Source organism: Mesorhizobium sp. DxT (assembly GCF_058448885.1).
Map to the genome: position 1 here is coordinate 72,569 of NZ_JBZFLJ010000005.1, position 23,978 is coordinate 96,546.

The 23,978-nt window shown below is 63.5% G+C and carries 30 protein-coding genes; 7 read left to right on the top strand and 23 right to left on the bottom strand.

Going from position 1 to position 23,978, the window contains the following annotated elements:
• Nucleotides 1–116: 116 nt before the first annotated feature.
• The 4 genes from tsf to ACVJNE_RS11150 all read right to left on the bottom strand — a co-directional run bounded on the left by tsf (nucleotide 117) and on the right by ACVJNE_RS11150 (nucleotide 3,260).
• Nucleotides 117–1,040 carry a translation elongation factor Ts gene (tsf, locus tag ACVJNE_RS11135; protein WP_499565577.1) on the bottom strand — a complete coding sequence of 308 codons (924 nt, stop codon included), beginning with the start codon at nucleotides 1,038–1,040 and terminating at the stop codon, nucleotides 117–119.
• Between the two features lie 110 nt (nucleotides 1,041–1,150).
• Nucleotides 1,151–1,933, bottom strand: a complete 783-nt coding sequence (gene rpsB / locus ACVJNE_RS11140) for a 30S ribosomal protein S2 (protein WP_173191429.1) — start codon at nucleotides 1,931–1,933, stop codon at nucleotides 1,151–1,153.
• Nucleotides 1,934–2,105: 172 nt separating this feature from the next.
• Nucleotides 2,106–2,408 (bottom strand): DUF4031 domain-containing protein, encoded by a 303-nt coding sequence (locus ACVJNE_RS11145; RefSeq protein WP_499565581.1) that lies wholly within the window; start codon nucleotides 2,406–2,408, stop codon nucleotides 2,106–2,108.
• A gap of 18 nt (nucleotides 2,409–2,426) precedes the next feature.
• Complete coding sequence (locus ACVJNE_RS11150) at nucleotides 2,427–3,260, bottom strand: cell envelope integrity EipB family protein (RefSeq protein ID WP_444725782.1); 834 nt, start codon at nucleotides 3,258–3,260, stop codon at nucleotides 2,427–2,429.
• 125 nt (nucleotides 3,261–3,385) lie between these two features.
• Here ACVJNE_RS11150 and ACVJNE_RS11155 point away from each other — a divergent pair, with 125 nt between their 5' ends.
• The 3 genes from ACVJNE_RS11155 to ACVJNE_RS11165 all read left to right on the top strand — a co-directional run bounded on the left by ACVJNE_RS11155 (nucleotide 3,386) and on the right by ACVJNE_RS11165 (nucleotide 5,834).
• Nucleotides 3,386–3,847: a RidA family protein gene (locus tag ACVJNE_RS11155; RefSeq protein ID WP_499565583.1), complete on the top strand. Its 462-nt coding sequence runs from the start codon at nucleotides 3,386–3,388 to the stop codon at nucleotides 3,845–3,847.
• Nucleotides 3,848–3,861: 14 nt separating this feature from the next.
• Nucleotides 3,862–4,572 (top strand): glycerophosphodiester phosphodiesterase, encoded by a 711-nt coding sequence (locus tag ACVJNE_RS11160; protein WP_499565585.1) that lies wholly within the window; start codon nucleotides 3,862–3,864, stop codon nucleotides 4,570–4,572.
• A gap of 125 nt (nucleotides 4,573–4,697) precedes the next feature.
• Nucleotides 4,698–5,834: a GNAT family N-acetyltransferase gene (locus ACVJNE_RS11165; protein WP_499565946.1), complete on the top strand. Its 1,137-nt coding sequence runs from the start codon at nucleotides 4,698–4,700 to the stop codon at nucleotides 5,832–5,834.
• A 5-nt stretch (nucleotides 5,835–5,839) separates the two neighbouring features.
• Here ACVJNE_RS11165 and ACVJNE_RS11170 read toward each other — a convergent pair whose 3' ends face one another.
• Nucleotides 5,840–6,169 (bottom strand): DMT family transporter, encoded by a 330-nt coding sequence (locus ACVJNE_RS11170; RefSeq protein ID WP_368803045.1) that lies wholly within the window; start codon nucleotides 6,167–6,169, stop codon nucleotides 5,840–5,842.
• Between the two features lie 89 nt (nucleotides 6,170–6,258).
• Here ACVJNE_RS11170 and ACVJNE_RS11175 point away from each other — a divergent pair, with 89 nt between their 5' ends.
• Complete coding sequence (locus ACVJNE_RS11175) at nucleotides 6,259–6,693, top strand: HIT family protein (RefSeq protein WP_499565587.1); 435 nt, start codon at nucleotides 6,259–6,261, stop codon at nucleotides 6,691–6,693.
• Here the strand turns inward: ACVJNE_RS11175 and ACVJNE_RS11180 are convergent, their stop codons facing one another.
• The 5 genes from ACVJNE_RS11180 to ACVJNE_RS11200 all read right to left on the bottom strand — a co-directional run bounded on the left by ACVJNE_RS11180 (nucleotide 6,694) and on the right by ACVJNE_RS11200 (nucleotide 11,335).
• Nucleotides 6,694–7,056 (bottom strand): AzlD domain-containing protein, encoded by a 363-nt coding sequence (locus tag ACVJNE_RS11180; protein ID WP_368803043.1) that lies wholly within the window; start codon nucleotides 7,054–7,056, stop codon nucleotides 6,694–6,696.
• Nucleotides 7,053–7,802: an AzlC family ABC transporter permease gene (locus ACVJNE_RS11185; protein WP_421925191.1), complete on the bottom strand. Its 750-nt coding sequence runs from the start codon at nucleotides 7,800–7,802 to the stop codon at nucleotides 7,053–7,055. Before ACVJNE_RS11185 ends, ACVJNE_RS11180 begins: the two co-directional genes overlap by 4 nt.
• Nucleotides 7,803–7,925: 123 nt before the next feature.
• On the bottom strand, nucleotides 7,926–10,397 hold the full coding sequence (gene clpA, locus ACVJNE_RS11190; protein ID WP_368803041.1) for an ATP-dependent Clp protease ATP-binding subunit ClpA: 2,472 nt from the start codon (nucleotides 10,395–10,397) through the stop codon (nucleotides 7,926–7,928).
• Nucleotides 10,398–10,405: 8 nt separating this feature from the next.
• Nucleotides 10,406–10,756 (bottom strand): ATP-dependent Clp protease adapter ClpS, encoded by a 351-nt coding sequence (gene clpS / locus ACVJNE_RS11195; RefSeq protein ID WP_376769168.1) that lies wholly within the window; start codon nucleotides 10,754–10,756, stop codon nucleotides 10,406–10,408.
• A gap of 249 nt (nucleotides 10,757–11,005) precedes the next feature.
• Entirely contained in the window at nucleotides 11,006–11,335 is a 330-nt protein-coding gene (locus ACVJNE_RS11200; protein WP_368803040.1) for a phasin family protein, read from the bottom strand.
• A gap of 265 nt (nucleotides 11,336–11,600) precedes the next feature.
• Between ACVJNE_RS11200 and ACVJNE_RS11205 the strand changes: the two genes are divergently transcribed.
• Complete coding sequence (locus ACVJNE_RS11205; RefSeq protein ID WP_499565590.1) at nucleotides 11,601–13,007, top strand: serine hydrolase; 1,407 nt, start codon at nucleotides 11,601–11,603, stop codon at nucleotides 13,005–13,007.
• 60 nt (nucleotides 13,008–13,067) lie between these two features.
• Here ACVJNE_RS11205 and ACVJNE_RS11210 read toward each other — a convergent pair whose 3' ends face one another.
• The 6 genes from ACVJNE_RS11210 to ACVJNE_RS11235 all read right to left on the bottom strand — a co-directional run bounded on the left by ACVJNE_RS11210 (nucleotide 13,068) and on the right by ACVJNE_RS11235 (nucleotide 17,761).
• Nucleotides 13,068–13,763, bottom strand: coding sequence for a DnaJ domain-containing protein (locus ACVJNE_RS11210; protein ID WP_499565592.1), 696 nt, complete (start codon nucleotides 13,761–13,763; stop codon nucleotides 13,068–13,070).
• On the bottom strand, nucleotides 13,760–14,503 hold the full coding sequence (locus tag ACVJNE_RS11215; protein ID WP_368803038.1) for a VWA domain-containing protein: 744 nt from the start codon (nucleotides 14,501–14,503) through the stop codon (nucleotides 13,760–13,762). The genes ACVJNE_RS11210 and ACVJNE_RS11215 overlap by 4 nt, the downstream gene beginning before the upstream one ends.
• Before the next feature lie 61 nt (nucleotides 14,504–14,564).
• Nucleotides 14,565–15,470 (bottom strand): division plane positioning ATPase MipZ, encoded by a 906-nt coding sequence (locus ACVJNE_RS11220; protein WP_499565594.1) that lies wholly within the window; start codon nucleotides 15,468–15,470, stop codon nucleotides 14,565–14,567.
• A 96-nt stretch (nucleotides 15,471–15,566) separates the two neighbouring features.
• Nucleotides 15,567–16,001 carry a DUF1489 family protein gene (locus tag ACVJNE_RS11225; RefSeq protein ID WP_499565596.1) on the bottom strand — a complete coding sequence of 145 codons (435 nt, stop codon included), beginning with the start codon at nucleotides 15,999–16,001 and terminating at the stop codon, nucleotides 15,567–15,569.
• Nucleotides 16,002–16,060: 59 nt separating this feature from the next.
• Nucleotides 16,061–17,467 (bottom strand): L-serine ammonia-lyase, encoded by a 1,407-nt coding sequence (locus tag ACVJNE_RS11230; RefSeq protein ID WP_499565598.1) that lies wholly within the window; start codon nucleotides 17,465–17,467, stop codon nucleotides 16,061–16,063.
• A gap of 165 nt (nucleotides 17,468–17,632) precedes the next feature.
• Nucleotides 17,633–17,761 carry a hypothetical protein gene (locus ACVJNE_RS11235; protein ID WP_280515712.1) on the bottom strand — a complete coding sequence of 43 codons (129 nt, stop codon included), beginning with the start codon at nucleotides 17,759–17,761 and terminating at the stop codon, nucleotides 17,633–17,635.
• 284 nt (nucleotides 17,762–18,045) lie between these two features.
• Between ACVJNE_RS11235 and ACVJNE_RS11240 the strand changes: the two genes are divergently transcribed.
• Nucleotides 18,046–18,750, top strand: a complete 705-nt coding sequence (locus ACVJNE_RS11240) for a DUF599 domain-containing protein (RefSeq protein ID WP_499565948.1) — start codon at nucleotides 18,046–18,048, stop codon at nucleotides 18,748–18,750.
• On the opposite strand, the gene ACVJNE_RS11245 is transcribed toward ACVJNE_RS11240, so the two are convergent.
• From ACVJNE_RS11245 to ACVJNE_RS11265, 5 genes are all read right to left on the bottom strand, one after another.
• On the bottom strand, nucleotides 18,747–19,544 hold the full coding sequence (locus ACVJNE_RS11245; RefSeq protein WP_499565601.1) for a YdcF family protein: 798 nt from the start codon (nucleotides 19,542–19,544) through the stop codon (nucleotides 18,747–18,749). The two genes, ACVJNE_RS11240 and ACVJNE_RS11245, sit on opposite strands and share 4 nt — an antisense overlap.
• 12 nt (nucleotides 19,545–19,556) lie before the next feature.
• Nucleotides 19,557–21,038 (bottom strand): Asp-tRNA(Asn)/Glu-tRNA(Gln) amidotransferase subunit GatA, encoded by a 1,482-nt coding sequence (gene gatA / locus ACVJNE_RS11250; protein WP_499565603.1) that lies wholly within the window; start codon nucleotides 21,036–21,038, stop codon nucleotides 19,557–19,559.
• 11 nt (nucleotides 21,039–21,049) lie between these two features.
• Entirely contained in the window at nucleotides 21,050–21,538 is a 489-nt protein-coding gene (locus ACVJNE_RS11255; RefSeq protein WP_499565606.1) for a GNAT family N-acetyltransferase, read from the bottom strand.
• 6 nt (nucleotides 21,539–21,544) lie between these two features.
• Nucleotides 21,545–21,832, bottom strand: a complete 288-nt coding sequence (gene gatC / locus ACVJNE_RS11260) for an Asp-tRNA(Asn)/Glu-tRNA(Gln) amidotransferase subunit GatC (RefSeq protein ID WP_368803031.1) — start codon at nucleotides 21,830–21,832, stop codon at nucleotides 21,545–21,547.
• Nucleotides 21,833–21,926: 94 nt separating this feature from the next.
• Nucleotides 21,927–22,634: a metal-dependent hydrolase gene (locus ACVJNE_RS11265; protein WP_499565608.1), complete on the bottom strand. Its 708-nt coding sequence runs from the start codon at nucleotides 22,632–22,634 to the stop codon at nucleotides 21,927–21,929.
• Between the two features lie 80 nt (nucleotides 22,635–22,714).
• Here ACVJNE_RS11265 and ruvX point away from each other — a divergent pair, with 80 nt between their 5' ends.
• On the top strand, nucleotides 22,715–23,194 hold the full coding sequence (gene ruvX, locus ACVJNE_RS11270; protein WP_499565611.1) for a Holliday junction resolvase RuvX: 480 nt from the start codon (nucleotides 22,715–22,717) through the stop codon (nucleotides 23,192–23,194).
• Here the strand turns inward: ruvX and ACVJNE_RS11275 are convergent.
• Both ACVJNE_RS11275 and ACVJNE_RS11280 read right to left on the bottom strand, forming a co-directional pair.
• Complete coding sequence (locus ACVJNE_RS11275; protein ID WP_499565613.1) at nucleotides 23,139–23,459, bottom strand: DUF6105 family protein; 321 nt, start codon at nucleotides 23,457–23,459, stop codon at nucleotides 23,139–23,141. The genes ruvX and ACVJNE_RS11275 overlap by 56 nt on opposite strands.
• The gene (locus ACVJNE_RS11280; RefSeq protein WP_499565615.1) at nucleotides 23,459–23,950 is read right to left on the bottom strand and encodes a hypothetical protein; all 492 of its coding nucleotides are present in this window, start codon (nucleotides 23,948–23,950) and stop codon (nucleotides 23,459–23,461) included. The genes ACVJNE_RS11275 and ACVJNE_RS11280 overlap by 1 nt, the downstream gene beginning before the upstream one ends.
• Nucleotides 23,951–23,978 lie beyond the last annotated feature (28 nt).

A 23,978-nucleotide genomic window follows, 5' to 3' on the forward strand; every position in this document is an offset into this window, starting at 1 on the left:
TCGAGCAGTTGCGATGATCTTCGGCCGGGGTCCGGCTACCTACGGCAGCTCCCCGGCGTTCGAAGCCTTTCGTCATGCCACCGGCATGACGAACTCGCCTGCGGCGAACCGGCTTCTCACCCCTTGGCTGCAGCTGCGACCTCGGCTGCGAAGTCGCTCTCTTCCTTCTCGATGCCTTCGCCGAGCGCGAAGCGCACGAAACCGGAGATCTTGGCTTCCGCGCCGATGTCCTTCTCGGCGGCCTTGAGGGCCTGCTCGACAGTCATATCGGGGTTCAGCACGAAGGCCTGCTTGAGGAGCACGACTTCCTCGTAGAACTTGCGCATGCGGCCTTCCACCATCTTCTCGATGATGTTCTCCGGCTTGCCGGATTCGCGCGCCTGGGCCGCGAAGATGTCCTTCTCGCGTGCAACCGCGCCCGCATCGACTTCGTCGGCGGTCAGTGCCAGCGGGTTGGTCGCGGCCACGTGCATGGCAACCTGGCGGCCGAAGGCACGCGCAGCGTCTGCATCGCCGGTGGTTTCCACCGCCACGAGGACGCCCATCTTGCCGAGATTTTCGACGACGGAGTTGTGCACATAGGTGGCGACCGCGCCGTTGGACACGGAGAGCTTGGCGGAACGGCGCAGGCTCATGTTCTCGCCGATCGTGCCGATCGCGTCCTTGATCGTGTCGGAGACCGACTTCTGCGAGCCCGAATAGGTCGCGGCGGCAACGGCGTCGACGGAACCGTCGGTTGCAAGGGCAACCTGGGCGACATTGCGCACGATGTCCTGGAAGGCGTCGTTGCGGGCAACGAAGTCCGTCTCGGAATTGACCTCGACGGCGACCGCCGAAGTGCCCTCGGACGCGACGCCGATCAGGCCCTCTGCGGCGGTACGTCCGGCCTTCTTGTCAGCCTTGGAGATACCCTTCTTGCGCAGCCAGTCGACGGCGGCCTCGATGTCACCATTGGTTTCGGCCAGGGCCGCCTTGCAGTCCATCATGCCCGCGCCGGTCATGTCGCGCAGTTGTTTGACCTGTGCAGCAGAAATGCTCATTGTCGCCTCTTCAGTTTCCGTATCGTTCAAAAGGCAAGGCGCACCGTGGGTTCTTCCAGGTGCGCCTGCCGAAGGTTCAGGTTTCAAGACCGCCGAAGCGGCCGGCAGGATCACGCGCCCTTGTTTTCCTCTGCGGGCGTCTCGTCCAGGGTCGGCTCGGTCGGAGCTTCTTCGGAAGCGCCGACGTCCACGCCCATGGCGCCCTGCTGGCGGGCGATGCCGTCGATGGCAGCCTTGGAGATCAGGTCGCAATAGAGCTGGATCGCGCGGGCGGCGTCGTCGTTGCCCGGGATCGGGTAGTCGACCTTGTCCGGATCGCAGTTGGAATCGATGATCGCCACAACCGGGATGCCGAGGCGCTTGGCCTCCTGAATCGCGATCGCTTCCTTGTTGGTGTCGATCACGAACATCAGGTCCGGCGTCGAGCCCATGTCCTTGATGCCGCCGAGGGCCTTGTCGAGCTTCTCGCGCTCGCGCTCCAGGTTGAGGCGCTCCTTCTTGGTGAAGCCTTGGGCGTCGCCGGCGAGGAGTTCGTCGAGCTTGCGCAGACGGGAGATCGAGTTCGAGATCGTCTTCCAGTTGGTCAGCATGCCGCCGAGCCAGCGCGAGTTGACGTAGTACTGCGCCGAACGGGAGGCCGCATCCGCGACGATGTCCGAAGCCTGGCGCTTGGTGCCGACGAAGAGCACGCGGCCGCCACGGGCCACGGTGTCGGAAACCAGCTTCAGCGCCTGGTGCAGCAGCGGAACCGTCTGCGAGAGGTCGATGATGTGGATGTTGTTGCGGGCGCCGAAGATGTAGGGCGCCATTTTCGGGTTCCAGCGGTGGGTCTGGTGGCCGAAGTGAACACCAGCCTCGAGAAGCTGGCGCATGCTGTAATCAGGCAGAGCCATTGTCTTATCCTTTTCCGGTTTGCCTCCACGGACCATTGACGGATGGGATCGCTCCCGCTCCGCCACCGGAGGTCTCAGCCGGATTTCTCCCGGACAGAGGCCAAAGCCCGTGTGTGGAATGTGCGCGCATATAGAGGCTAAGCGCGCAAAACGCAACCTGATGTGTGGCAGGTCATTCCGCCGCAGCCGGAATGGCCGCGGCGCCGGATACCGTCCTCGGCTGGCGGACACGGCGGAATACATCGACGATCACGTCGCGGCCGACCGGCAGCGCGCCCATGCGCACGGCGCGGTCGCGCTCGAAGCCCGTCAGGTCGTAATGCGGCGCCGACGTCTTCGGCGGGCCCTGATAGGAGTGGCGATGCACGCCGATTCGGGCAGCGAATCGGTGCAGCTCGGCCTCGTCATCGGCAAGCAGATGGCACCAGCGCCGGCCTGCCCAGGGCCAGATCGCATTGTCGACATAGACCGCCATTCGTGCCGCTGCCGCCTGTTATTCGGTGCAGGATTGCGGTTCGTCGAACAGCGCCAGGTCGACAAGCCGGCCGGTCATGGAAAAATCGCCGTAATCCATGACGAGATCGCGGGTTACGCCGTTCTCGTAGAGCTTGAAGCTGATGCGGTAGGTCGGAAGCTCCTCCCCCTGCTCGTCCTTCATGTCGAAATACGCCACGTCCACCGGCCAGAACGGCTCCTCGGCCATCGGCGCCAGCGCCTTCTGCTCGGGGTCGTTCGCCGACGCCTTGGCCTCGCGGCCGATGATGACGGTCGTCGTCATGACCTGGTCGGCCTTGTCGGACGCGTCGAACAGTGTCGTCTCGTAGAAAGTCTCGCCACTTTCCGCCTTCTTCAACAGTTCCAGAAGGTGCTGCGTCGGGAACTGGGTCGCCGCAAGGCGAATCTCCTGGGTCTCCGGCTTCTCGATGGAAACGACGGTCGCATCCGGCTTGGACGCCGGCGTCAGCCGCGCGGTCCCGCGCAGTTCCGTGTCCAGCGCCTCGTCGACAAAGGAGCGCGTGACGAAGCGGAAACTCTCGCCATCGCCATCCTCGTAGGTGGTCGTCTGCTGGTCGGTCACGCGCGACAGATCCGCGGTGTCAATCTGCGTGACGAAGCGAAACGTGACCGTATAGCCTTCGCAGGCGGACCCATTGAACTCATAGACCATGCGGCCAGTGATGCCGGTGATTCCCGAGCGGTCGGATGCCTCGTCGAGGGTCAGGTCGTAGACGGCACGGTGCGGTATCAGGGCGCCTGCATGGGCGGGCACCACGGTTGCCGGAATGGCGGACAGGAAGGCAGGCAGGGCAAGGCGCACAATGCGCATGAACAAATCTCCGAAGCGCGGCGAGGTCCGCATTCTTTCTATTCACCACAGGAAATATTCGTGGCAGAAGCAGGGCGCTATCGGAAGCCGTTCCCTCGCCTGCCCAGCAGCATAAGGAATAGACCATGTCGGACACAATCCAAAAACGCCTCGAGGCGCTGGGCGTGACCTTGCCCGCGGCGGCTGCGCCTGCGGCCAACTATGTGCCTTATGCCCAAAGCGGCAAGCTGCTGATGACGGCAGGCCAGTTGCCGTTCGAAGCCGGCAAGCTGGTAACCGGCCTGCTTGGCCGCGACCTCGACACCGAGGCCGGCAAGAAGGCGGCGAAGCTTTGCGCCATCAATATTCTGGCGCAGATCCAGGCAGCGACCGGCGATCTCGAGCAGATTGCACGCATCGTGAAGATCACTGTGTTTGTCGCCTCGGCCCCGGACTTCACGGAACAGCACCTGGTTGCCAACGGCGCGTCGGACTTTCTGGCCGAGGCGCTTGGCGAACGCGGCAAGCATGCGCGCTCGGCCGTCGGCGTGGCGGTGCTGCCGCTCAACGCAGCGGTGGAAATCGAAGCCATCGCCGAACTCAAATAGCGATCACGACATCCATGACCGACATCGCCTGGCTCACCAGCCGTCCGATCGCCCATCGCGGCTACCACGACCTCAATAACGCGCGTTGGGAAAACACCCTGTCAGCGTTCGATGCCGCGGCGGAGAGGAACTACGCGATCGAATGCGACGTGCACCTTTCCTCCGATGGTGTGCCGGTCGTTTTCCACGACGCTGTCCTCAACCGGCTCGTCGGCCGCGAGGGCTTCGTCTACGAACAGACCGTCGCGAGCCTCGCTCAGATGCAGATCGGCGGCACGGCCGACCATGTGCCGACGCTTGCCGAGATGCTGGAACTGGTTGACGGTCGCGTGCCGGTGGTGATCGAGTTGAAGGGCACCGAGGGCAAGGATGATGGGCTGGTCGCCGCCGTCGCGAAAACGCTGTCGTCATATCGGGGTCATGCCGCGATCATGTCGTTCGACCACTGGCTCATTCGCCAATTCGCGAGCGATGCACCCGGCATCCCGGCCGGATTGACGGCGCACGGGCGAACTATCCGCGATCTCGAAGCCCATTTCTCGATGCTGGCGCACCCGATCTCGTTCGTCTCTTTCGGCGTGCATGACCTGCCCAATCCGTTCGTCAGCTTCGTGCGGGAAAAGCTCGCCATGCCCGTCATAACCTGGACCGTGCGAAACGATCAGGCGCGTGACGTAACGTTCACGCATGCGGATCAGATGACGTTCGAAGGTTTTGAGGCCTAGCGCGGCAAATCGAGCCAGCCGATCTTGCATCGCACAACGGCTGTCGTATCTAAGAACCCATGAGCGATAGTTGCGACGAGGAAGCGCAATCCGGCGGCGAATTCGTCATTCGCGTCGTGCCGAGCATGGCGGCGTTCTCCCGCAGTGAATGGGACGCTCTCGCCGGGACCACGCGCGGCGATTCAACAACACCCTACAACCCGTTCATATCATATGACTTTCTGCTTTCTCTTGAGGAGAGCGGGTGTGCCGACCGCCGCACGGGCTGGTTAGCGCAGCACCTGAGGCTGGAGACACCGGACGGCACGCTCATCGGCGCGGTACCCTGCTATCTGAAGAACCACAGCCAGGGAGAGTACGTCTTCGATCATGGCTGGGCCGATGCTTTCGAGCGGGCCGGCGGAGCGTATTATCCGAAGCTGCAGGTTTCGGTGCCGTTCACGCCTGCGACCGGACCTCGATTGCTGATCCCGCGCGGTAGTGACGGTTCAGCGGCCCGGCAGGCTCTTGCTGAAGGTCTGAAAGCGCTTTGCGCGCGGATCGGCGCGTCATCCGTACACGTCACGTTCGCCGACACCCGCGATGTTGAGGTCCTCGAACAGGCCGGTTTCCTGCACCGGACCGACCAGCAGTTCCACTTCTTCAATGAAGGCTATAGCGCCTATGGCGACTTCCTTGACACGCTCGCCTCACGCAAGCGCAAGGCGCTGAAGCGCGAAAGACGGGAAGCACTGGCGTCCGGCATTGAGATCGACTGGCTGACGGGAAGCGACCTGACCGAGGCGACGTGGGACGACTTCTATGCCTTCTATATGGATACCGGCGGGCGTAAATGGGGAAGCCCCTATCTCAACCGCCGCTTCTTCTCGCTGGTCGGCGAGCGCATGGCCGATGACATCCTGCTGGTAATGGCGCGCCGTGACGGCCGCTATGTCGCCGGTGCCATCAATTTCATCGGCTCGGAGACGCTTTACGGTCGCAACTGGGGCTGCATCGAGGACCATCCGTTCCTGCATTTCGAGGTCTGCTACCATCAGGCCATAGACTTCGCGATTGCAAAGGGACTCAAGACCGTGGAAGCCGGCGCGCAGGGCGAGCACAAGCTGGCGCGCGGCTACCGTCCGGTGAGGACACATTCCGCGCACCACATCGCCCATCCGGGGCTGCGCCATGCTGTGGCGGACTATCTCGACCGCGAACGCCGCGAGGTCGAGATGATCGGCGGCTACCTGGAAGAGCGCGCGCCATTCAAGAAGACCTGAGCGGGTCAGTGGGCGAGCGTGTCCGAAAACAGGTTGATGACAAGAACGCCGGCGATGATGAGGGCGATACCGATCATCGCGGCCGGGTCCAGCACCTGGCGGAACCAGATCCATCCAATGGCGGTAATCAGCACGATGCCGACACCGGACCAGATTGCATAGATGATGCCCACCGGTAGCGCCCTGAGCGGCAGCGACAGGAAATAGAAGGCGAGCGCGTAGCCGCCGACGGTCACCAGCGATGGCAGCAACCGGGTAAAGCCTTCGGTCTGCTTGAGCGCTGTCGTGGCAATAACTTCGAAGACGATCGCGACCGAGAGAAAAACGTAGTTCATGACGGCACCTGTGCGAATCGACCGAGGTTGACGCGAAGAACGCTAGCACCGAAACATGCGGCGACAATTTTGCAATCACCGAGGAAACGATGATCCAGCCCGCCTACGATCCCGACAACGTCTTCGCCAAGATCCTGCGCGGCGACATGCCGGCACACAAAGTCTACGAAGACGCCGACACCTTTGCCTTCATGGACATCATGCCGCGCGGGGACGGTCATTGCCTGGTGATTCCTAAGACGCCGTCGCGCAACATTCTGGACGTCGAGCCAGCCAGCCTGTCGGCAGTGGCTGCCACGACGCAGAAGGTCGCCCGCGCCGTCATGAAAGCGTTTTCGGCCGATGGCGTCACTGTGCAGCAGTTCAACGAAGCGGCCGGCGGACAGGTGGTGTTCCACCTGCACGTCCACATCATCCCGCGCTTCGACGGTGTCAGCCTCAAGCCCCATACCGGGCAGATGGAGGATCAGGCCGTGCTGGCGGCCAATGCCGAAAAGATCAGGGCTGCGCTCGGTTCAGCATGATTATCCGCCGTTGAACCCGATCGCATAGAGGCCGGCAATCAGCACGGCCTCCGCCGTCAGGATGCCCACCACCACGCTCTTGCGCACCAGTAGGTAGGCGCCGAAACCCGCAGCCGCAGACAGCAGCCTCAGCGCCAGCGGCGCGGCTGCCAGCGCCCCGCTCGGAAAGACAATCAGGTTGCCGATGACGGCCGCGACAAGGGCGGTCGCCAGCGCGCGCACGAGAACCAGCGCATCGGTATCGTCCCGCAGCCGTCCGCCCAGATAGACACCAAGAAAGCGCCATGCGTCTGTCGCCAGCCAGCCGCCGACGAGGATGAACAGGTAAGGCCACCACCAGGCGTCGAAAGCATCGAAAGTCATGTCGCTGCTCCCCTGCCCTTGCGCATCCTGTGGACCAGATACGCAGCGGCCCCGCCGATGACGCCAGCGGCCAGCAGGTCGAAACCGGGCAGGACGACGTGGAACAGCGGGCCGAGCACGAGCCCGAAGATCATCGCGAAATGACCGGCACTTTCGCGCGCCGAGCCCCACAGAGACGTCAGGAAATAGATCGGGGTCAGCATCAGCAGCGCTGCCGAAAGCACCGGCGGCAGGCTGCCCGCAACCGCATACATGACCGTCACCACGATCATGTTGGTGACCACGAGTGTCCCGCCGAGGCCGCCATAATAGACCGTGCGCATGTCGCGCGGCACGGTCCGTAGATGCTCCATCGCAAGCACCCAGGACGTTACCGCCACGAAATGCGAAAGCAGGTAAAGCACCCACGGCCGCGTCCGTTCGGTCTTCATTTCGGGAACGAGGGACACAACCATTGGCGTCAGCCGCACCGAGGAGAGTGCGACCGCAAAGGCGGCCGCGGGCAGCGAGCTTCCGGAGATGATCGCGCCGATCAGCACCACCTTCGCCGGCAGCGCCCAGACCATGCCGGTCATGAACACCGCCTGCGGCAGCGTGATGCCCGCCTCGCGTGCAAGGCCCGCGAAGCCGACGAACGCACTCATCAGGATCAGCGCCGGTATCGACGCCGATGCGACGACGCCTTTCAGGAACCAGCGTCGGTAATCGGAAGCCTTGCGGGGAGAATTCGGGAGGTCTTCGGCCATATCTGGTGGCCGCATATCACACGGAACGATTCAGCGCGATATGGCTCGTCGCCGATCCCGCAACTTTCGCGGGCGCAGCGCGAGAGGCCGTGACGGGCTTTGCGGCCCGTCACGGATCCATCGTTATTTGCGCGGCAGTTGCGGAACGATGCTGCGCTTGGGGGGCTGCTTGCCCTTGGGCTCGCTCTTCGGCTTGGCTGCAGATGCCGTCGCCTTTGCCGGTGCCTTCTTCTTGGCCGCCTTACGTTTTACCGGCCGTTCCTCGGGGTCTTCCTTCTTCGGCTTGACCGGTGTCTCATCGGCAAGCGCCTCGAGGTTGAGAACCTCGATGCCGGCGTCGGTCTTGATCACCGAGACGCGCACCGTGCCGCCCTTCTTCAGTCTGCCGAAAAGCACCTCGTCGGCCAGAGGCTTCTTGATGTGCTCCTGGATGACGCGAGAGAGCGGACGTGCTCCCATGCGCTCGTCGTAACCCTTGTCGGCAAGCCAGGCGATTGCTTCCGGCGTGAGGTCGAAGGTGACGCGGCGCTCGGCGAGCTGCGCCTCGAGCTGCATCACGAACTTCTGCACCACCTGGTGGATCACCGGGACCGGCAGCGAGCCGAACGGGATGATCGCGTCGAGACGATTGCGGAACTCCGGCGTGAACAGCCGGTTTATCGCCTCCATGTCGTCGCTGTCGCGCTTGGACGAGCCGAAGCCGATCGCAGCCTTCGCAAGGTCGGCCGCGCCCGCATTGGTTGTCATAATGAGGATCACGTTGCGGAAATCGATCTGCTTTCCGTTGTGGTCCGTCAGCCTGCCGTGGTCCATCACCTGCAACAGGATGTTGAACAGGTCCGGATGCGCCTTCTCGATCTCATCCAGCAGCAGCACGCAATGCGGATGCTGGTCGACGCCGTCGGTCAGGAGCCCGCCCTGGTCGAAGCCGACATAGCCGGGAGGTGCGCCGATCAGACGCGAGACCGTGTGCCGCTCCATATATTCCGACATGTCGAAGCGCAGCAGTTCGACGCCGAGGGAGGCGGCGAGCTGTTTGGCGACTTCGGTCTTGCCGACGCCGGTGGGGCCCGAGAACAGGTAGGAGCCGATCGGCTTCTCCGGTTCGCGCAGCCCGGCACGCGCCAGCTTGATCGCCGACGACAGCGCCGTGATTGCCGTATCCTGCCCGTAGACGACGCGCTTCAGCTCCTCCTCCAGGCTGGCGAGAACCTTCTCGTCATCGGCGGAGACAGTCTTGGGCGGAATACGCGCCATCGTCGCCACGGTAGCCTCGATCTCCTTGATGGAGATCGTCTTCTTGCGGCGCGATTCGGGCAGCAGCATCTGCGAGGCACCCGTCTCGTCGATCACGTCGATCGCCTTGTCGGGCAGCTTGCGGTCGCTGATGTAGCGCGAGGACAGCTCCACCGCGGCCTTGATGGCCTCGTTGGTGTACTTAACCTTGTGGAACTTCTCGAAATAGGGCTTCAGCCCCTTCATGATCGAGATCGCGTCCTCGACCGAAGGCTCGTTCACGTCGATCTTCTGGAAGCGGCGGACAAGAGCCCTGTCCTTCTCGAAGAACTGGCGGAACTCCTTGTAGGTGGTCGAGCCGATGCAGCGGATCGCGCCCGACGACAGGGCCGGCTTGAGAAGGTTGGAGGCATCCATCGCCCCGCCCGACGTCGCGCCGGCGCCGATCACCGTGTGGATCTCGTCGATGAAGAGGACCGCGCCGGGGTAATCTTCAAGCTCCTTCACGACCTGCTTCAGCCGCTCCTCGAAGTCGCCGCGGTAACGCGTGCCTGCCAGCAGCGTGCCCATGTCGAGCGCGAAGATGGTGGCATCGTGAAGCACTTCCGGCACGTCGCCTTCGACGATTCGCTTGGCGAGCCCTTCGGCGATCGCCGTCTTGCCGACGCCGGGGTCACCCACATAAAGCGGATTGTTCTTGGAGCGGCGGCAGAGCACCTGGATCGTCCGGTTGATCTCCGACTCGCGACCGATCAGAGGATCGATCTTGCCCTGCCGGGCCTTGGCGTTGAGGTTCACGCAGTAGGCCGTCAGGGCGTCCTGCTGCTTCTTCTTGCCGCCGTCCTCGCCCTCGCCCACGCCGGGCTGGCCGCCCTGCTCGTCCTCGGCTCCGCGCGGCGCGCGAGCCTCCGACGAGCCCGGCCGCTTCGCAATGCCGTGGCTGATGTAGTTGACCGCATCGTAACGCGTCATCTGCTGTTCCTGGAGGAAATATGCGGCGTGGCTTTCGCGCTCGGCGAAGATCGCGACGAGCACGTTGGCGCCGGACACTTCCTCGCGACCGGATGACTGGACATGGATGACCGCGCGCTGGATCACGCGCTGGAAGCCTGCCGTCGGCTTGGAATCTTCATCGTAGCCGGTGACGAGATTGTCGAGCTCGGTGTCGATGTAGGACAGGACGGTCTGCTTCAACTCTTCGAGATTGACGTTGCAGGCGCGCATCACGGCGGCGGCATCACCGTCGTCGAGGAGCGCGAGCAGCAGGTGTTCGAGCGTCGCATATTCGTGGTGACGCTCGTTTGCAAAGGTCAGCGCCTGATGCAGCGCCCGTTCGAGGCCTTGCGAGAAAGCCGGCATTCAGAACCTCATTTCTTTTCCATCACGCATTGCAGCGGATGCTGGTGCTGGCGGGCGAAATCCATGACTTGAGTCACTTTGGTCTCAGCCACCTCATATGTATAGACCCCGCATTCACCGACACCGTGATTGTGAACATGCAACATGATGCGGGTCGCGGCCTCGCGATCCTTCTGGAAGAAACGCTCCAGCACATGGACCACGAATTCCATCGGGGTGTAGTCGTCGTTGAGGATGAGCACGCGGTAGAGCGACGGCTTCTTGGTTTTCGGCTTGGTACGGGTGATGACTGCGGTGCCGCGTCCGGGACCGTTGGCCCGGTCGTCGTCACCCTGCATCCTCGTCACCAGTTCCGGCATGGGTACCCCGCCACTCGTTTCCGCATCCTTCCAGTTGCGCGCGCTTCCTTCAAGGCACGTCATGTAGGCACTCATCATGAAATTTTAAGGCCTTCTTTCTTGCTGACAATACGGCTCACGTCACAGACGCGCGAATTCGGGTGCGGCGTAGCGCACTTCGAACCCTGAAACGACAAAAAACCCGGCCGCGAAGCCGCGACCGGGCATATCGGCGGGCAAAAGCCCGCGCGACAACGATTTCGAAGCGGATTACTTCGCCTTGGCGACGACCGATTCGAAGGGCTTGTAGGCGTCCTTGGCCATCTCGGCATAAAGCTCACCCATCTTGGTGGCCTGTGCGACGAAGCCTTCGTAAGCCTGCTTGGCATAGTCGGTCTGGATCTCGACAGCCTTGTCGAGCGACTTGGCGGAGGTCAGCTTCTCGAAAGCGGCGGTGCCGTTCTCGAATGCCTTCTTCGAGTACTCGGTGGCCTCTACGGTGATCGCCTGCGCGTTCTTCGACAGGGCGGCGAAGCTCTTGAGGCCGGTGTCCATGAATTCCTTGCCAGCCTTGCTGGCGTCTTCGAACGACTGAATCATCTGAATGCTACCTTCCGTTGGAGGTGGGGTTTCCCGCATCCCTAATGCGTTGCACTCTATTTATGTTGCAGTGCACAAAAAGTCAATATGCCGCCTTGGGGCCGATCAACAGCTGGCTGTCGAGGCCGCTTTCTTTCCTAGAAGTTGACGAAATTGGTGAACGGGCCGGTTACCATAAACGGATTGGTAACGGGCTCGCCTCTATCGTGGCTGACAATCCCGGGGGCGGGTTTGGGCATCAGTCAGTATCAGTAGAAGTGTAGCTATGGTTGTGCGTCAGGCGTTGGCAGGCTTTATCTCGCAAATCTCGAACACTCGCAGCATTTTCGTCGCCATGCTGGCGGTCGTCATGTTCACGGTCGCAGGAGCAGGGTCGGCTTCGGCCAATTCCCGTTATGCGGCCTATGTGATGGATGCGCGCACCGGTCAGGTGCTGTTCTCGCGCAATGCAGATGCGCGGCGCTATCCCGCATCGCTGACGAAGATGATGACCGTCTATCTCATCTTCGAGGCGATGAACGCGCGGCGCATCTCGACCAAGACCGCCATCCCCTTCTCGAAAAATGCATCGGCTGAACCGCCAACGAAGCTGGGCGTGAAGGCCGGTGGCTCCATCACCGTGGACACAGCCATCCGCGCGCTCGTCACACGTTCGGCCAACGATGTCGCGACCGCCGTTGCCGAAATGCTCGGTGGCTCGGAGGCGAACTTCGCACGGATGATGACGGCCAAGGCGCGCCAGCTCGGAATGAACTCGACGCAATTTCGCAATGCTCATGGCTTGCCCAACAGTGCCCAGCACACGACCGCGCGCGACATGGCGATTCTCGGCGTAGCCCTGCGCGAGCACTTCCCGCAGTACTACGACTACTTCTCCACCCGATCCTTCAAATATGGCAAGCAGACGATCACCACACACAACCGGATGTTCGGCCGAATCAAGGGTGTCGACGGCATCAAGACCGGCTACATCCGCGCGTCTGGGTTCAATGTGGTGACTTCCGTGCAAGACAACGGTCGCAGCGTCGTCGCCGTGGTTATGGGCGGCAAGAGCGGTCGCAGCCGCGACGATCACATGGCGGCGCTGCTGCGCGACTATTTGCCGAAAGCCTCCCGCAGCGGTGGTGGAGCGCTGATCGCGTCCCAGCGTCCGACCCCAGGCGCCGTCGCGGTGGCTGCAAGCGCCTTCTCGCTGCCAAGCCGCAACATTCCGACACCGGACTTCCGGCCGCGCGAAGAAGTCAGCGCGCCGTTGGTGGCATATGCGCAGGAGACGACGCCCGCAGCCGTTGCCGCGCTGACACCGACGCCTTCTGCACCCATACCGTCTGCTCCGGTGCCGACACCGGCAGCAGCCGTTGAGGCCCGCTTCGCCGCCGAAGGGGACGCCAACATCGATCCCGTTATGACTTCGTCCACGGCGCCCTCCGGCTGGGTGGTGCAGGTTGCTTCGTCACCGTCGCAAAGCGACGCGTTTGCCGCGCTCGTGCGCACCGGCAAGGAAGCGCCCCGCATCCTCAACACCGCGAACGCCTTCATCGAGGAATTCGACAACAAGGGCACTGTCTACTATCGCGCGCGCTTCGGCGGGTTTGCTTCGAAGAACCAGGCATGGAACGCCTGCAACGCGCTCAAGAAGCAGAAGATCGATTGCTACGCAGTGGGGTCGTAAGCGGACCTTCGGACCAGCCCGCGCCGCGGGCTGCCCGGGTCAGCACTACGTCGAAGGGGACTATTTGTGATCAGACAGCAAAACTTCCTTGGCCTCGTTGATCCTCGCCGCAAGGAAAGAAGTGCCGCCGAGGTCGGGGTGCAGGCGCTGCATCAGGCGGCGATGCGCCTTGCGGATCTCCGCCGCACTGGCACCAGCTTCAAGACCAAGGATCTCGTAGGCCTCCTGCTTAGTCATGGGGCCAGAAGCTGGCGCGCCACCCTGCCCGCCGCCCATGTCCGACTGCGCGTGGTCACGCCAGCCGGGAAAACGGCCGTCAAGATAGGTCTCAAGTAGCTGCATGCTTTCCGGGTCGGCGGAGAATTCACCGCCGAGCTGCAACAACTGGTCGAGCTCGAGCTGGCCAAGCTCGCGCCCCTCGAAACGCCCGACAAGCACAATCCCTTCAAGCGATCCGGAATCGTGATCCAATTCCATCTCCAACGCGGCGGTGCGCACAGTGGAGTGCTTTCCAGGCGTCGGACGGGCCTGCCGGCGCATGCGGCCCGATAGGTGCCATGCGAGTGCTGTGGAGATCAGCATCCCGCCAAGCCCTGCACGCCCGAGCAGTAGCAAGCCAACACCAAGCCCGCCGACCGCGATCGGGCCAACAAGCCTCATGCTGCCAGCGATTCGCCTCGCGTCCATGCGCACAAAGGCTGCGCCCAGCAGGGTCAACACAAGAACGGCGGCGGCGAGATAGAAAAGGACCGTCATCCCCGTCCGCCGGACTTCTTCAGATGCTCGATCATCAGGCGGTCCTCGGCGCGGCCTCTGGCTTCCAGCGCCTTCAACCCGCCTGTTGCGTAGACGGCAACCGCCGAAAGCAGCTTCGACAGGGTGGAAGCCGCGTTACGGTCGAAGCGGAACCAAGCCCCCTTCGAAAGCCGGGCGACTTCCTTGAATGCGGTTTCGGCGACCGGATCGTGCCCTTCCTGGAAGGCGAACACGGGAACGCCGTGCAGACCGAGCCGGCCGGCCTTGTCGGCCAGGTCGTCCACATTTTCCTCCATCGCGTCGCCGATATAGACCAGCGCGTTGACCTTGGTCCGTTCCGTCTCCTTCAGCGTGTGCGAAAGCACCTTGCCGATCTGCGTATGTCCGCCCCGGCAGTCGATCTTCACCATCAGGTCTTTCAACGAGCTGGTATCGCGCACAAACCTCGATGCGCGGCACTCGCCAAAGCCACGGAAATAAACGAGCTGGACGTTGAGGCCCCCTGCCCTGGATACGGCGTCAAACATCTCAGCCTGCAACGAACATGCGAGGTCCCAGGTCGGCTGCCGGCTCATCGTCGCGTCGAGCGCCAGAATCAGCCGCCCGCCATCTTTGGCCCCGGTGGGCTGTGCCAAAGCGCGCGCATGGCGCACAAACGCATCAATCGCGGTGCTGTCGGATCGCGCCGCGGCAGGTTTCTGGTCGGCCTTGCGGGGTGCCGGCGTCTTGTCGTTGCTCATGCCAAGAACATGTGGCCGTGACGGACTGCTTGCAAGGCCTGAAGCGCGTTGGGCGAAAGCGTCACAGCGCGGGCGTGATCGCGGCTTCGGTCGGGCTCGTCCCGGGCTCGCCCACTGGTAACGAAGGCTTGGTATGAAGCAGATCCATTCGATCCATCAGCCGCCGCATCTCCTGCCGCGCGGCCAGATGCGCGAGGTTCGGCCGGGAGGACGCCGAACGTCCGTCGTATTCGTCAACCGCCGTGAGGCCCGCTGCGAAGAGTTCGTCGAACAGCGACCGCTGCGAGATACCGTCTGCGAAGCGAAAGCCAAGCCTGGACGCCATATCGCGCAAGCGCGGCGCGATCCTGGCTTCGCCCGCTGCCGTCACCGGCACGCGATTGCAGGCGACGATCCAGTCGAACAGTTTGCCATCGGCACGTCGGCGCTCTTCGCGTGCCTGTGCGACCGCCAGCGCGTAACCCGAACCGGATAGCGGCCTGCGCGCCAAGGGTTGGAGGCTGCCGAGCGCTTCCAGATCGATCGGAGAATCGTTCAGCGGGGTGACCAGGGTGTCGGCAAGCCGATGCGCAAGCCTGCCGAGGAACGTGTCACCGGCTGCGGTGTCGATGACGACGAAATCGAACGCGGCATCGACGCCAGCGAGCGCATGTGCAAGAGCAGCGAAGGCAGCGCCTTCGCTGGCCGCGTCACGCGCGTGATGCGGGACGTCGCGATGATCGGGCAATGCGACTGCGATACCAGTCGCCCGAACCCATCGCCTGCGGTTTTCGACGTAACGTGTCAGCGATTGCTGGGCGGTGTCGAGATCAATCGTTGCGACTCGATTGCCGGCGCGGAGCAGCGCCACCGCGATATGCATGGCAAAAGTCGATTTGCCGGTGCCGCCCTTCGCGTTGCCGCACACGATGACGTGGGCGCGACGTGGCGCGGCGGAAACGCTCGCTGATACACCGGACACGTTCATGTGACCGCAACTCCATACTTCGCACGCAGCATCGCCGGTTTGCCGTTGCGTTACAATCCGTCGCGAGGCATCGGCGGCAGGTCGTGCGAAGTTGGGTTAAAGCAGGCCCAGCTCGGAGAGCTCACGGCGCAGGTTCAGCGGCAGTTCCTCGCCTGCGTCCGCACCGCCAAGATCGGTCGGCGTATCGGCCGGCACAAGATAGCGCCAGCCCTGGAAGGGCCTGCGGGGCTGCCACTGCGTCCGCACGACCTGGGGGTCGAAGACGAGGTGACAGCGGCCTATGCCTTCTCCATCCGTGAAGGGGCGTATGTCGACCAGACGCTGGCGACATTGAACGCCTCCCTTGATCACCCAGTACAGCGAACCGCCATCAAGCAGCTCGTCGACGCGCTTGGGCACCATACGGGTGGTATGGAAATGCTCAACGGGAAGGCCGGCTCGCCGCTTCTCCTCGAGCCGCAGCGCGATCCAGTCTTCGAGATCCTCGACGCTTTCGGCGCCGACGCATAGTTTGATGAGATTGAGAGCCATGCGCCTAATCTAGCGCTTAACGGCGCGCCTTACAGCGCCGGTCCGCACTTTCCACAGGCTCAGCATTCGACGACGTTGACGGCCAGCCCGCCGAGGCTCGTTTCCTTGTAGCGCTCGTTCATGTCGAGGCCCGTCTGCCGCATGGTCTCGACCGCGGCATCCAGCGGCACGAAATGGGTGCCGTCGCCCTTGATCGCCAGCGAGGCGGCGGTGACCGCCTTGACCGCGCCCAGCGCATTGCGCTCGATGCAGGGCACCTGCACCAGACCGCCGACCGGATCGCAGGTCATGCCCAGATGATGTTCCAGGGCGATTTCGGCGGCGTTCTCCACCTGGGCTGGCGTGCCGCCCATGACGGCGCAAAGCCCGGCCGCAGCCATGGCCGACGCAGACCCAACCTCGCCCTGGCAGCCAACCTCGGCGCCCGAGATCGATGCATTGTGCTTGATGATGCCGCCGATCGCCGCCGCCGTCAGCAGGAAGTCGCGGATCGAGTCCTGATCGGCCTCGACATGGAAATGCAGCCAGTAGCGCATGACGGCGGGCACCACGCCCGCGGCGCCGTTTGTCGGCGCCGTTACCACGCGCCCGCCGGCGGCGTTCTCCTCGTTGACGGCCATGGCGTAGATCGAGAGCCAGTCATTGGCCAGAAGCGGGTTCGGTCGGTTGCGGCTCCATTCGTCTTGCAGCTTGTCGTGAAGCTGGCGCGCGCGCCGCTTGACCTTCAGCCCACCGGGCATGATGCCTTCCTGCGACAGGCCACGCTCGATGCAGCTGCGCATCGCATCCCAGATGCCGTCGAGCGAGGCATTCAGCGCCTCACGGGAGACGAACTTCTCCTCATTGGCGCGCTTCATCGCCGCGATCGAAAGACCGCTGCGTGCCGCCATTGCCAGCATCTCCTTCGCTTTCCCGAAGGGATAAGGAACGCCCTTGTCGCCGCTGCCCCGCACCGGCCCCTCGGCCTTCATGCGCTGCAGTTCCTCGTCGGAGACGACGAAACCGCCCCCGATCGAATAATAGATGCGGCGCAGGAGCAGCCGGTCGTCGGCGTCAAAGGCTGAAAACGCCATGCCGTTCGCATGGCCGGGCAGCGGCGTCTTCTTGTCGAGCACCAGATCGGTCGCGGGATCGAAACGGTAGGTCGGATGGCCGGGCGGGCTGACGCGCTTCTGCGCCTGAACGTCGGCGAGCGTTGCGTCGACATTGTCCGGATCGACCGTGACCGGCGTAAGTCCGGTCAGCCCCAGGATAACCGCGCGATCCGTTCCGTGTCCGACGCCGGTAAAGGCAAGCGAACCGTGGAGGCTGACTGCAAGTCGCGCCACGGCGACGCCTGCCGGTCTTGGCCAGTCGTCGCCGGACAGTTCCGACAGGAAGCGCGCGGCCGCCGTCATAGGCCCCATCGTATGGGACGAGGACGGGCCAATGCCGATCTTGAACAGATCGAAGACGGAAAGGAACATCGAGAAGCGCTCCGACTGGGTTGGCCCCGATGTTTCGCGGCTTTCGGCATGAGAAGCAAGCAGGCTGCCGACCTCATCTGATCAGGCTGCGACATTCCTGCCCGCAAAAGAAAAAGGCGCGGTCGAAACCGCGCCTTTTCAGATCCCTGAGATTGCCGGGAGGGTCTAGCCGGCGACGATCATCGCCGCAGACGCCGGACCACTGAAAAGCCAAGCCAGAAGAATGATGCCGGCAAAGCCGATCACTGCCTTGGCGGTTACGCCCCAGCAGGATTTCTGAACGGTTTCGTCCATTTTTGTCCTGTTTCCGTAGATTTCATCCCGAAATGCAGCTCTCGAAACGCCGCGACGGTCCCACCCGTCTGGCCGCTAGATAGCCGTTCGGCGCGCCATCCGCAATGCAAAAACGGCGAAAGCAAGGCAAGGCCTTTTGCCTGAATGGCGCAAACCGATTAAAATTATTCCTTTTCAAGGGCTTGAGGCGGCCACAGATATTCATCGCTTTTCAACATAGACGGCCAAATTGAGGCGCAAAAGTTGGCCTGCGGCACAGCCTTTCGCGATAGGATAGCGGCATGTTGATCGATTCCCTGTTCCGCTCCCCTCCCGACATTGCCGCGCTCGCCTTCTTTCTGATCGGCTGGACCCTGTTTTCGCACGCGACGCAAGGCCGCATCGTCTCGCGCGAAACGCTGACTTCGGCGATGAACCGGCAACGCGAGGCGTGGATGCGCACAATGGCGCGGCGCGACATGCGCATGGTCGATACCAGCATCATGGGCGGGCTTCAGCAGGGCACGGCGTTCTTCGCGTCGAGCTGCCTGCTGGCCATCGGCGGCTGCTTCGCTCTCCTGGGTTCAACCGACGCTGTGCTCGACGTGCTGGGCGAACTGCCCGCCACGGATGCCGATGCGCGGCCGGTGTTCGAGGCCAAGGTGCTCGGGCTGGTCGCCGTCCTCTGCTACGCCTTCTTCAAGTTTGGCTGGTCCTACAGGCTGTTCAACTACTGCTCGATCCTGATCGGCGCTGTGCCGGTGGCGCGGGAAGACGGCCAGACTGATGCCGAGATCGACGCTTCGGTGGCCCGGGCCGCGCAGATGAACATGCTCGCCGGCAAGCACTTCAACGCCGGACTGCGGGCGATCTTCTTCTCGATCGGCTATCTGGGCTGGTTCGTCGGCCCGTGGGTGTTCATCGCTACCACGACCTTCATCCTGGGCGTCCTGATCCGCCGGCAGTTCTTCTCCACCGCGCGACGCGCCGTGCTCGAAGGCGGCGGCTAGGAGCGCTCCGGGAAGATGCTGTCTATACGACCGGTGAGCCGGTAGGCCACGAGCCCGATCCATTCGCGTATGGCAATCGTCAGGTTCTGCAGGGAATCGGATACGTTGTCGCGGGCAAGGCCCACGGGCTCGTTGCCGGCCGTGCGGTAGTCCGCCGGCCACGGCACAACGTCGAACCCCGCCTTGCGGAAAAGACCGACTGAGCGCGGCATGTGAAATGCCGAGGTCACCAGAAGCCAGGTTTCTCCCGGTTTCGGCTCGACCATCTCGCGGGTGAAAAGCGCGTTCTCGTAGGTATTGCGCGAGCGGTTCTCCAGCACCAGGCGGTCCGCTTCGACGCCGAGCGCCGTCAGAAGGCGTGGGGCGGTATCGCCGTCGCCCTCACCTTCGAGGATCAGCGTGCCGGTGCCACCTGTCACGACGACCCGCGCCTGCGGGTAGAGCCTTGCAAGGACCGCCGTTTCCACAAAACGGTCGCCGCTGGCGTTGAGCTCATAGCCGCCACGCGCGAGGTTGATCGCGCCTTCGAAGCCCCCACCAAGGACGATGATGCCGGCGACATCCTGCGGCGCGGGGTCGGGTCTGGCGAAGCGATCCTCCAGCGGATGCAGCAGCAGCGCGCCGGTGCTCGTCCAGCCGCCGAGCGCCAGCACGAGCAGGCCGCAGATGGAGAAGAACAAACCGATCCGCCGCAACCGGAAGAATGCACAGACGATGCCCAGCAGCACCAGTATGCCGATCAGGTTGATCGGCTGCGCCACAATCCAGAAGAGCTTGGAGAGCGTGAAGAACATCGAATCAACGCACTACCACCACTTCTCCGGTTCGAATCGGCCGGCAGCCTGCTCGATTATGTGGGAGGCGCGGAAGAGCGTCTCTTCTTCGAACGGCCGCCCGATGAGCTGCAGACCGAGCGGCAGGCCCTTGCCATCGAGGCCCGCTGGCACCGCGATGCCGGGCAGGCCCGCCATGTTCACCGTCACGGTGAAGATGTCGTTCAGGTACATCTTCACCGGATCGGCCGCCATCTCCTGGTCTGCGATGCCGAAGGCTGCCGACGGTGTCGCCGGCGTCAGGATCGCGTCCACGCCCGCGTGAAAGACATCTTCGAAGTCCTTCTTGATAAGCGTCCGAACCTTCTGTGCCTGTACGTAGTAGGCGTCGTAATAGCCCGCCGACAGCACATAGGTGCCGATCATGATGCGGCGCTTGACCTCGCGGCCGAAGCCGGCGGCGCGGGTCTTTTCGTACATGTCGATGATGTCCTTGCCGGGAACGCGCAGCCCGTAACGCACGCCGTCGTAGCGCGCGAGGTTGGACGACGCCTCAGCGGGCGCAACGATATAATAGGCCGGCAGGGCGTATTTCGTGTGCGGCAGCGAGATGTCGACGATCTCGGCGCCGGCATCCTTGAGCCAGGCGATACCTTTCTGCCACAGAGCCTCGATCTCCTCCGGCATGCCGTCGACGCGGTATTCCTTCGGAATGCCGATCTTCATGCCTTTGACCGACTGGCCAAGCGCGGTCTCGTAGTCAGGCACCGGCCGGTCGACCGAGGTCGTGTCCTTCGCGTCGACGGAAGCCATTGATTTCAGCATGATCGCCGCATCGCGCACGTCGCGGGTGATCGGCCCAGCCTGGTCGAGCGACGAGGCGAAGGCGACCGTGCCCCAGCGCGAGCAGCGGCCATAGGTGGGCTTGATGCCGACCGTGCCGGTGAAGGCCGCCGGCTGGCGGATGGAGCCGCCGGTGTCGGTCGCGGTCGCGCCCGCGCAGAGGAAGGCCGAAACCGCCGCGGCCGAACCGCCCGAAGAGCCGCCCGGCACGAGGTCGACGTTGGAGCCCTTCGCCCGCCAGGGATTCTTGACCGGGCCGTAATAGGAGGTCTCGTTCGACGAGCCCATGGCGAACTCGTCCATGTTGAGCTTGCCGAGCATCACTGCGCCGTCGGCCCACAGATTGGCCGTCACGGTCGATTCGTAGCGCGGCTTGAAGCCATCCAGAACATGGCTGGCAGCCTGCGTGTGGACGCCTTCGGTGGCAAAGAGGTCCTTGATGCCGAGCGGAATACCCTCCAGCGCGCCGCCTTTGCCGGCGGCCAGCCGCTCGTCGGACGCCCTGGCCATCTCGCGCGCCTTGTCGTGGGTGACGGCGACATAGGCGTTGAACGTCTCGTTGGCGGCATCGATCGCGCCGAGATAGGCATCGGTCAGCTCGATCGCCGAGATGTCCTTGGTGTGCAGGCGGTCGCGGGCTTCTGCAATGGTCAGGTGCGTCAGATCGGTCATGAATCGTCCGTTCAGGCTGCCGCGGGCGCGGCGGTCAGGTCTTTGCGATAGAATGTCGAATAGGGATTGTCCGGATAGTCGGCGAATGCACCGCTGCGCTGGTAGCCGGCGCGCTCATAGACGCGCCGCGCGGCGCCATAGCCCTCGCCTCCGGTCTCGAGCGCCAGATGCGCCAGGCCCTCGGCTGCGGCCAGTTCCTCGATCGCCGCCAGCATCAGGCCGGCAACGCCCCGCCCCTGGGCGGAAGGCCGGACATACATGCGCTTGATCTCGCCGAACCCACCGGCGTGGCGTAGCAGTGCGCCGCAGCCGACGGCCTCGCCGTCCAGCCGCGCCACCCATACGGTCATTTCGGGCACCGCCATTTCGTCCGCCGTCATGCGGAAGTTGAATTCTTCCGGCGTGTCGGGCTCCTGCGCGCTGATCGCGCCATTCAGCTCTGCAATGAGCGCGCGGACATCGTCCTGCAACGGCGTCTCGACCGCGATCTCGACGGCCATGGCAAGCTACTCCACAACCTTGGGAACGAGGAAGAAATTGTCTTCCGTGGCGGGCGCGTTGGCGACGATGTCGGCAGCCTTGCCGCCATCGGTGACGCGGTCTTCCCGCTTCTTCATCTCCATCGGGATCACGGAGGTCATCGGCTCGACGCCGCTCACATCCACCTCGCCGAGCTGCTCGACGAAACCCAGTATCGTGTTGAGCTCGCCGGTCATGCGGCCGGCTTCTTCTTCGGTCACGGCGATGCGGGCGAGACGCGCCACGCGCTTAACGGTGTCGATGTCGACGGACATGATGCGCTCCGGCGATTGGAAAGGAAAATCACAAGCCCGCGCTATACCGGCGCAGCCGGCACAGCGCAACATGCAAGCCGGCCGCCGCCGCCGGTCACACTTCGAAAGGCTCGCCGATCTTTGGCGTCAGCACTTTGGCCGACGCCCCCTCCATGCCGGCGACGAACTTGTCCGCCGTCTGGTCGATGATGCCGAACGAAGCGTAGTGCGCCGGGATCACCGTCTCGAAGTCGAAGAAACGCCGGCAGGCGAGAGCCGCCACCGCGCCGCCCATCGTGAAACGGTCGCCGATCGGCACGATGCCGACCGCCGGCTGGTGCAGTTCGTTGATCAGCGCCATATCCGAAAAGATGTCGGTATCGCCCATGTGATAGAGCGTCTTGTCGTCGGGGAAGTGGAGGACGAGGCCGGTCGGATTGCCGAGATAGACGTTGATGCCCCCTTCCCGACTGAACGACGAGGAGTGTATCGCATTGACGAATGTCGTCGTGAACCCGCCGCAATCGACCGTCCCACCGTGGTTGCCCGGGTTGACCTTGCTCTCGTCCACGCCCTGGCCAACCAGATACTCATAGATCTCGAAGCTGGAGACGAGCATCGCGCCGGTCTTCTTCAGAATCGGCAGCGCGTCGCCCAGGTGGTCGTTGTGGCCATGCGTGATGAGAACGTGGGTAACACCCTCGGCCGGCCCCTCCCAGCCGCCATCCCATGACGGGTTATCGGTCAGGAACGGATCGATCAGGATTGTCGCTCCGCCTGCTTCAACGCGGAATGCGGAATGGCCGTACCAGGTCAGCTTCATCAGAACACCTCTGCAACTCGCTTTTCGATACCGTGAAGGATAGAACCGCGCTTGTGCAAGTGAAAGAGGAAGGCAATCACGTGGCTGTTGCGGATATAGGCGAGGTTCCCGCCCTCATCACGCCGGGTGGACGGCTCGCCGGCCTCGACCTCGGCACCAAGACCATCGGCGTGGCGGTTTCCGACGCGGCGCTCTCGTTTGCCCATCCGCGCCCCATGATCGCGCGCCGCAAGTTCACGCAGGACGCCCAGGCGCTGCTGGCCCTGCTCCAGAAAGAGGTGGTCAGCGCCGTCATCATCGGCCTGCCAGTCAACATGGACGGGTCGGAGGGGCCGCGCGTGCAGGCGACGCGCGCCTTCGTGCGCAACATGGAGAGGCTCACCGAACTGCCCTTCGTCTACTGGGACGAAAGGCTGTCGACAGTGGCCGCGGAGCGGGCGCTGCTTGAAATGGACGTATCCCGACGCAAGCGCGACGAACGGATCGATTCGGCGGCGGCAGCCTTCATTCTGCAGGGGGCACTGGACCGGCTTCGGGCGCTACGCTCGGCTGCCGACTAGCGTTCCACCACGCAATTATGTCGCGGCGCCTGCGGAAGGCGTAGATCGCGAAGATCACCACCGTATCGACGACGCAGGCACGTGCCACCAGCGGCGGGATCGTCTGCGGGTCGATGCCCAGCAGATTGCCGTAGAAGCCGAAGGCGAAGTCATGCACCGGCCGGCTGAGGAATGTCAGGCCGAAATTGATGTCGTTGTACGACAGGTAGAACCAGCCCCAGAAGAGGCCCATCGGCACGGCCCAGAAAAGAAGAATGTAGCGCATCAGCCGTCGCTCTCCACGATCTCGGGTCCTCGCCGCGACAGTCGCGACAGCATCGAGCCGTGGGCGGCGCCAACGGCGAGACGGCGCGCAACGGCGCTCGAATAATCCACGGACCGCGGTTTGCGTTCCGCTGCCTCGGCACGGATCACAAGATAAGTGGCCGCTAGGGCAGCGAGCTGCATGGTGGATGCCGCGCCGGGCGTTGAAGAGCCCGCCACGACCGCCTGCTCCACGGCAACCGCGCCGGACACCAGAACGGCCGCGCTCAGGGCCAGCCTTGCCACATCGTCCACGCCCTCGTCGCGGTGTCCGAGGGCGGCGAATGCAGTCCATAGGAACAGCAGCGCCACCAGTGCCTGCGCTACAGCCATGGCCGTATCGAACAGATCGGGTGCGTGAATGCCCGCCGACAGCCCGGCCACGCCGCAGGCACCGACCGCGAAAACGACCGTCCAATAGGCTGCCAGACTTGTGATGAGAATCTTCTGCATGCGGGTCCCTGCTCGGCGAGAATCGAAA